Below are 7,099 nucleotides of genomic sequence, written 5' to 3'. Positions count from 1 at the left end.
CGCGTCTGTGGCTGGTGGGACGGCGGCGGGCCCTGTGGTGCCGGCGCCGGCACCACAGGGCCCGGGGTACCCGTCAGGCCGCCCGTCAGGCCTTGACGCCGACGAGTTCGTAGCCCGCCTCGTCGACCGCGGCGCGCACCGCGGCCTCGTCCAGCGGGGCCTCGGAGACCACGGTCACCTGGCCGGTGGCGGACACGGCCTTGACGGAGGTGACGCCCGCGATCTCCGAGATCTCGCCGGAGACGGCGCCCTCGCAGTGGCCACAGGTCATCCCCGTCACCTCGTACACCGTGGTGACGGCGCCCTGCGGCGCCTCGGCGGCGCCGTCGGAGTGGCAGGAACCGCTGGGGGAGCAGCAGGAGCCGGTCGTCTCGGACGCGGCCTGCGGGAGCTCGGTCTGGGCGCTCATGTCGTTCTCCTCGGGGAGGCGTGTGTACGTATGCGACGTAATGTGCAGGAGGGGCCCCGAGGGCACCCGGGACCTCCTGACACTCACCACACTATACCCCTGGGGGGTACTTCTCAATGGCGCTTCTCAGCGGTGTGCTTCTCAGCGGTGTGCTTCTTGATGGGGTCGGGCCGGTGGCCGGGGCGAGCCGCCCTCAGTCTCTGCGTCCACGGTTGCCCGGGCGGGCCGCCACCCAGGCGCGGACCGTGTCGGCGTACCAGTAGGGCTTGCCGCCCTCCACGTGGTCGGGGTCCGGCAGCAGACCGTGCTTGCGGTAGGAGCGCACCGTGTCCGGCTGTACGCGGATGTGCGCGGCGATTTCCTTGTACGACCAGAGCCTGCGGTCGGTCATGGGTGCACCTCCCTGCGCGCGCCCGGGGCGACTCCGGAGGAGCCGACGGGGGAGCCGGGCGCTGCGCGCGGCAATCACTGAGCCTGTGCCCGGTGAACGACGCACAGTGACCGGTGCGGGGTGCTTGTCGACGGCCTGTGACGTAAGCCTCACGGAGATGAGACATGTGTGACAGGAAGGGCCGGTCTGTAACAAAAGCGACGCATGGGCAGGCGGGGCTTCGGGGGTACGGCCTAGGCCCCGCAGGAGCGCAGAAAGGCGCGGGTGCGCCGGGCGATCGGCAGGGGCTTGTCCGGCGGGCAGGGGTACATGTCCTGCTCCACGATGGCGAAGAGCTCGACGCCGAGCCGCTGCGCCGCGGTGAGGACGGGCTCCAGCGCGGGAACCCCCGCGGGCGGCTCGCACATCACGCCGCGCGCCACCGCGGGCCCGAACGGCACCTCGTCCGCCCGCACCGCGGCGAGGATCTCCGGGTCGACCTGCTTGAGGTGCAGATAGCCGACGCGCTCGCCGTACGTCTCGATGAGCTTGACGCTGTCGCCGCCGCAGTAGGCGTAGTGGCCGGTGTCCAGGCAGAGCGAGACGAGGTCGGGGTCGGTGGCGTCGAGGAAGCGGGTGACGTTCTCCTCGGTGTCGATGTGCGTGTCCGCGTGGGGATGGACGACGACCTGGAGGCCGTAGCGCTCGCGGACCTCGTGGGCCAGGCGCTCGGTCTGGGCGGTCAGTTCACGCCATTGCGCGGGCGTCAGGACGCGGTCCTCCAGGACCTCGCCGGTCTTGTCGTCGCGCCAGAAGGAGGGGATGACGACGAGGTGTTCCGCGCCCATGGCCCGGGTGAGCGCGGCGATGCCGGCGACGTGCGTCCACGTCTTCTCCCAGACGGCGGGCCCGTGGTGCAGGCCCGTGAAGACCGTGCCCGCGGAGACCTTCAGGCCGCGGCGGGCCGTCTCATCGGCCAGTTCGGCGGGGTCGGTGGGCAGATAGCCGTACGGGCCGAGCTCGATCCATTCGTACCCGGATCCGGCGACCTCGTCGAGGAAGCGGCGCCAGGGGACCTGTCGGGAGTCCTCGGGAAACCACACACCCCACGAGTCGGGCGCCGAACCGATCCGGATGCGAGACAGCGTCGTCATGTCGGCCAGCCTCCCGGCCGCCTCGGAAGAGTGTCAAGGAGTGGTCCGAATGTAAGGACAAAATGTTGACAGGGTTCCTGGAGCGGGATTAGACCTGGGGCAGCGCCGCCGCCGCCGAGAGGGAGTGCAGGGTGACAGATCCGACAGATCCGACTGATCCGACTGAACCGGCCGGTCCGGCCGGTCCGGCCGGTCCAAGAGATCCGACAGATCCGTACGACGTCATCACCATGGGGCGGATCGGGGTCGATCTCTATCCGCTGCAGAGCGGCGTGCCCCTCGACGAGGTCACCACGTTCGGGAAGTTCCTCGGCGGCTCGGCCAGCAACGTCGCCGTCGCCGCGGCACGCCTCGGGCGCCGCACCGCCGTCATCACACGCACCGGCGAGGACCCCTTCGGAACCTATCTGCACCGCGCGCTGCGGGAGTTCGGCGTCGACGACCGCTGGGTGAGCGGGGTCGCGGGGCTGCCGACGCCGGTGACGTTCTGCGAGGTCTTTCCGCCGGACGACTTCCCGCTGTACTTCTACCGGCTGCCCAAGGCGCCCGACCTGGAGATGTACGAGCATGAACTCGACCTGGGCGCGATCGCGGCGGCGCGGGTCTTCTGGATGACGGGGACGGGGCTCTGCGCGGAGCCGAGCCGTTCGGCGACGCTGGCGGCGTTGGCCACGCGGTCGGCCGGGGTCACGGTCTTCGATCTGGACTGGCGGCCCGCTCTTTGGACGGACACAGCCCGGCCGGACCCGGCCGAGGCGCGGCTCCACTATGCCGCCGCCCTCGCGCATGCCACGGTCGCCGTCGGCAACCTCGACGAGGTCGAGATCGCCACGGGGTCGCGTGAACCGCTCGTCGCGGCGCGGGCGTTGCTTGACGCCGGGGTCGAGTTGGCCGTCGTCAAGCAGGGTCCCGAAGGGGTGCTCGCGATGAACCGCGCGGGGGAGTGCGCGCAGGTGCCGCCGCTGCCGGTGAAGGTACTCAACGGGCTCGGCGCGGGGGACGCCTTTGGCGGGGCGCTGTGCCATGGGCTGCTCGCGGGGTGGGAGTTGGAGCGGGTCATGCGGTACGCCAATGCGGCGGGGGCGATTGTCGCTTCGCGGTTGGAGTGTTCGTCCGCCATGCCTTTTTCTGGCGAGGTCGCCTCGGCGATGGAAGCGGGGGCTGTTCTATGAGCCCCCGCCGTGCGCACCACCCACGGGGCTCCGCCCCGGACCCCGCTCGCACGGGGCGTGTTCTGTGAGCCCCCGCCGTGCGCACCACCCACGGGGCTCCGCCCCGGACCCCGCTCCTCAAACGCCGGAGGGGCTGAACTTGGCCGCGGCTTCCCGTTCGTCGGAGGGGTTGGATGTGGGCGCGGCTTCCTGTTCGTCGGAGGGGCTGGATGTGGCCTCGACATCCCGTTCGCCAGAGGGGTTGGATGTGGCTGCGGCTCCCCGTTCGTCGGAGGGGCTGAACTCGGCCTCGGCTTCCCGTTCGCCGGAGGGGCCCGCGTCTGTCGATATCGCCGCCCTCACCCATACCCGCGCCCACCACCCCGAAGCCATCGCCGAAGCCGCCGCGCGGCGGGGGCGGCGGGGGCTGCTCGGGGAGGCCGGGCGGTTGATGATCATCGCTGCCGATCATCCGGCGCGTGGCTCTCTCGGCGTCGGTGGGAACCCCCTCGCCATGGCCAACCGCCGGGACCTCCTCGCGCGGCTCTGTCTCGCGCTGTCGCGGCCCGGGGTCGACGGCGTGCTCGCCACCGCCGACATCCTGGAGGACCTGCTGCTCCTCGGCGCCTTGGACGGCAAGGTCGTCATGGGGTCGATGAACCGCGGGGGGCTCGCGGGGGCCGCCTTCGAGCTGGACGACCGGTTCACCGGGTACCGGCCCGAGGATCTCGGGCGCCTCGGCTTCGACGCGGGCAAGCTGCTGCTCCGCGTCGACTACGCCGACCCCGGGTCGCTGACCACCCTGCACTCCGCCGCGCGCGCCGTCGACGCCATGGCCGAGCGCCGGCTGCCGGTCTTCGTCGAGCCGTTCCTGACCCGCCGCCGCGACGGCGGGGGCCCGCCCCGCAACGACCTGAGCGCCGAGGCCGTCATCACGTCCATCGCCATCGCCTCGGGGCTCGGCGGGACATCGGCGTACACCTGGCTGAAGGTTCCCGTCACCGAGAATCCCGACGACATGGCCCGCGTCATGGAGACGTCCACCCTGCCGGCCGTGCTGCTCGGCGGGGACATCGGGGACGATCAGGACGCCGCGTACGAGAAGTGGCGCGGCGCCCTGCAACTGCCCACCGTGCGGGGGCTCGTCGTCGGCAGGGCCCTGCTCTATCCGCCCGACGGTGACGTGGCGGGGGCGGTCGACACCGCCGTAGGACTGTTCTAGCGGGACACATAGGGATACACAGGGGCATGTAGGGATACGTAGGGACGCACGGGGACACGCAAGGACACACGGGCTATGGAGAGTCACATGACGTACGTACCGAAAGGCAGTGCGGCCGACGGTCCGTACGCCGTCGACATCGATCCGAAACGCGCGGGGTGGGACTACTCGGCGCTGCGTGTCGTCGAGATCGGCCCCGGCGGCACGCACTCCTTCAGCACCGGGGAGAGCGAATGGATCGTGCTCCCGCTGACCGGCGGCTGTACGGTGCATACAGAAGGCGGGATCATCGAACTCCTGGGCAGGGAGAGCGTATTCAGCGGAGTCACCGATTTCGCTTACGTTCCCCGGGACGCCCGGATCCAGATCGCCTCCGGCGCGGGAGGCCGCTTCGCCCTGGCAGGAGCGAAGTGCGAGCGTCGACTCCCCGCCCGCTACGGCTCCGCGCCGGAGGTACCCGTCGAGAGCCGCGGCAGCGGCACCTGCGCCCGCGAGGTCCGGGGCTTCGCCGCAGCGGACGCCTTCGACTGCGACCGCCTCATCGCCGTCGAGGTGATCACGCCCGGCGGCAACTGGTCCTCGTACCCGCCGCACAAGCACGACGAGCACCGCCCGGGCGTCGAGGCCGAGCTTGAGGAGATCTACTACTTCGAGATCGAGGCGCCGGGCGGGCGCGAAGGTTTCGGATACCAGCGGGTGTCTCCCTCCCGCGACGGTGGTACCGATGTCCTCGCCGAGGTCCGCACCGGAGACGCCGTGCTCGTGCCCGACGGCTGGCACGGGCCGTCCGTCGCCCAGCCGGGCCACGCCATGTACTACCTGAACGTGATGGCGGGTCCCGGCGACGAGCGGGAGTGGCGGATCTGCTTCCACCCCGACCACACGGAGGGATACCGATGACGGCCACCGAGACGGGCAGTGCGCGGCTCACCACCGCTCAGGCGCTCGTGCGCTTCCTGTCCCGGCAGTACACCGAGCGGGACGGCGTCCGGCAGCGGCTGATCGGCGCGACCTGGGGCATCTTCGGCCACGGCAATGTGGCGGGGATCGGGCAGGCGCTCGTCGAGTACGCCGATGAGATGCCCTTCCATCAGGGGCGCAACGAACAGGCCATGGTGCACGCCGCCGTCGGATACGCCCGGCAGTCCGGCCGCCTCTCCACCCACGCCGTCACCACGTCCATCGGACCCGGCGCCACCAACCTCGTCACCGGCGCCGCGCTCGCCACGGTCAACCGGCTGCCCGTCCTCCTCCTGCCCGGCGACACGTTCGCGACCCGGCCCGCCGACCCCGTGCTCCAGCAGCTCGAAGTCCCGTACGCGGGCGACGTGTCCGTCAACGACTGTCTGCGGCCGGTCTCGAAGTACTTCGACCGCGTGACCCGCCCCGAAGCGCTGATCCCCGCCGCCCTCGCCGCGATGCGGGTGCTCACCGACCCCGCCGAGACCGGCGCCGTCACTCTCGCCCTGCCGCAGGACGTGCAGGCGGAGGCGTACGACTGGCCGGAGGAGTTCTTCACCGAGCGGGTGTGGGCCGTGCGCAGGGCGGCCCCCGATCCGCGGGAGCTGGCCGCCGCGGCGGACGCGGTGCGCGCGGCGCGGCGGCCCCTGATCATCGCGGGCGGCGGCGTCCACCACAGCGCCGCCGAGGAGACCCTCGCGGCCCTCGCCGACGCGACCGGCATCCCCGTCGCGTCCACCCATGCGGGCAAGGGCTCCCTGCGCTTCGACCACCCGGCGGACGTCGGCGGCATCGGGCACACCGGCACGGCGACCGCGAACGAACTGGCCCGCGCCGCCGACCTGGTGATCGGCGTCGGCACCCGCTACAGCGACTTCACCACGGCCTCCGGCACGCTCTTCGAGGAGCCCGGGGTGCGCTTCCTCAACCTCAACGTCACACCGTTCGACGGCCACAAGATGGCGGGCGCCACTCTGATCGCCGACGCGCGCGCCGCACTTGAGGCGCTCGCGCGCGAGCTGCGCGGCCACCGTGTCGATCCCGCCTACTCCCTGGAGTACCGGGGCGACAAGGCCCGCTGGGAGCAGCGCGTCGACGCCGCGTACCACGCGGACGAGCCGGACGTACGCCCGACGCAGGCCCAGGTGCTCGGCGCGCTGGACGAGTTGGTGACGGAGGACGACATTCTCATCAACGCCGCCGGTTCGCTCCCTGGTGATCTGCACAAGCTGTGGCGGACGCGGTCGGCGCGGCAGTACCACGTCGAGTACGGCTACTCCTGCATGGGATACGAGATTCCGGCGTCGATCGGTGTCGCGCTCGCCGCGCCCGAGCGCCCGGTGTGGGCGCTGGTCGGCGACGGGACGTATCTGATGAACCCGACCGAGATGGTCACGGCCGTCCAGGAGAACGTGCCGGTCAAGGTCGTCATCCTGCAGAACCACGGCTACGCGTCGATCGGCGGCCTCTCGGAGTCCGTGGGCGGCGAGCGGTTCGGCACGGACTACCGCTTCCGGGCGCCGGACGGGACGTACAGCCAGGACCCGCTGCCCGTCGACCTCGCCGCCAACGCGGCCTCGCTCGGGATGCGGGTGCTGCGCGCCAGAACAGTGCGTGACCTGCGCGGGGCACTGCGCGAAGCGCGTGACGCAGACCGTCCCACATGTGTCTATGTGGAGACGGAAACGGCAGACACAGTGTCGGGCCCGCCCCCGGCACAGGCGTGGTGGGATGTGCCCGTGGCCGAGACGGCGACCCGGGTGTCCGCGGTCAAGGCCAGGGAAGAGTACGACCGGCACGTCACTGCCCGACGCCGCCACCTGTGAGAGTAGG

Annotated in this window: 7 protein-coding genes; 4 read left to right on the top strand and 3 right to left on the bottom strand. The window is 71.5% G+C overall.

What is annotated here, in order from left to right; all coding sequences use genetic code 11:
• Window positions 1-85: 85 nt before the first annotated feature.
• The 3 genes from ACWDVB_RS34635 to ACWDVB_RS34625 form a co-directional block, all read right to left on the bottom strand.
• Window positions 86-409: a heavy-metal-associated domain-containing protein gene (locus ACWDVB_RS34635; protein ID WP_451518084.1), complete on the bottom strand. Its 324-nt coding sequence runs from the start codon at window positions 407-409 to the stop codon at window positions 86-88.
• A 193-nt stretch (window positions 410-602) separates the two neighbouring features.
• Entirely contained in the window at window positions 603-800 is a 198-nt protein-coding gene (locus ACWDVB_RS34630; RefSeq protein ID WP_055564500.1) for a MerR family transcriptional regulator, read from the bottom strand.
• A 233-nt stretch (window positions 801-1,033) separates the two neighbouring features.
• Window positions 1,034-1,933 carry a sugar phosphate isomerase/epimerase family protein gene (locus tag ACWDVB_RS34625; protein ID WP_451518083.1) on the bottom strand — a complete coding sequence of 300 codons (900 nt, stop codon included), beginning with the start codon at window positions 1,931-1,933 and terminating at the stop codon, window positions 1,034-1,036.
• Between the two features lie 230 nt (window positions 1,934-2,163).
• Here ACWDVB_RS34625 and iolC point away from each other — a divergent pair, with 230 nt between their 5' ends.
• The 4 genes from iolC to iolD all read left to right on the top strand — a co-directional run bounded on the left by iolC (window position 2,164) and on the right by iolD (window position 7,092).
• Window positions 2,164-3,105 (top strand): 5-dehydro-2-deoxygluconokinase, encoded by a 942-nt coding sequence (gene iolC / locus ACWDVB_RS34620; RefSeq protein ID WP_451518082.1) that lies wholly within the window; start codon window positions 2,164-2,166, stop codon window positions 3,103-3,105.
• A 328-nt stretch (window positions 3,106-3,433) separates the two neighbouring features.
• On the top strand, window positions 3,434-4,306 hold the full coding sequence (locus tag ACWDVB_RS34615) for a Cgl0159 family (beta/alpha)8-fold protein (RefSeq protein WP_451518087.1): 873 nt from the start codon (window positions 3,434-3,436) through the stop codon (window positions 4,304-4,306).
• Between the two features lie 87 nt (window positions 4,307-4,393).
• Window positions 4,394-5,206, top strand: a complete 813-nt coding sequence (iolB, locus tag ACWDVB_RS34610; protein ID WP_451518081.1) for a 5-deoxy-glucuronate isomerase — start codon at window positions 4,394-4,396, stop codon at window positions 5,204-5,206.
• A complete protein-coding gene (gene iolD / locus ACWDVB_RS34605) occupies window positions 5,203-7,092 on the top strand; it encodes a 3D-(3,5/4)-trihydroxycyclohexane-1,2-dione acylhydrolase (decyclizing) (protein WP_451518080.1) in 1,890 nt (629 codons plus the stop codon). The genes iolB and iolD overlap by 4 nt, the downstream gene beginning before the upstream one ends.
• The last annotated feature ends 7 nt before the right edge of the window (window positions 7,093-7,099 follow it).

The sequence above is a fragment of the Streptomyces sp. NPDC003379 genome (assembly GCF_053589195.1).
The sequence above is the reverse complement of the archived record's forward strand: the minus strand, read 5'-3'. Positions and strand labels throughout refer to the sequence as shown.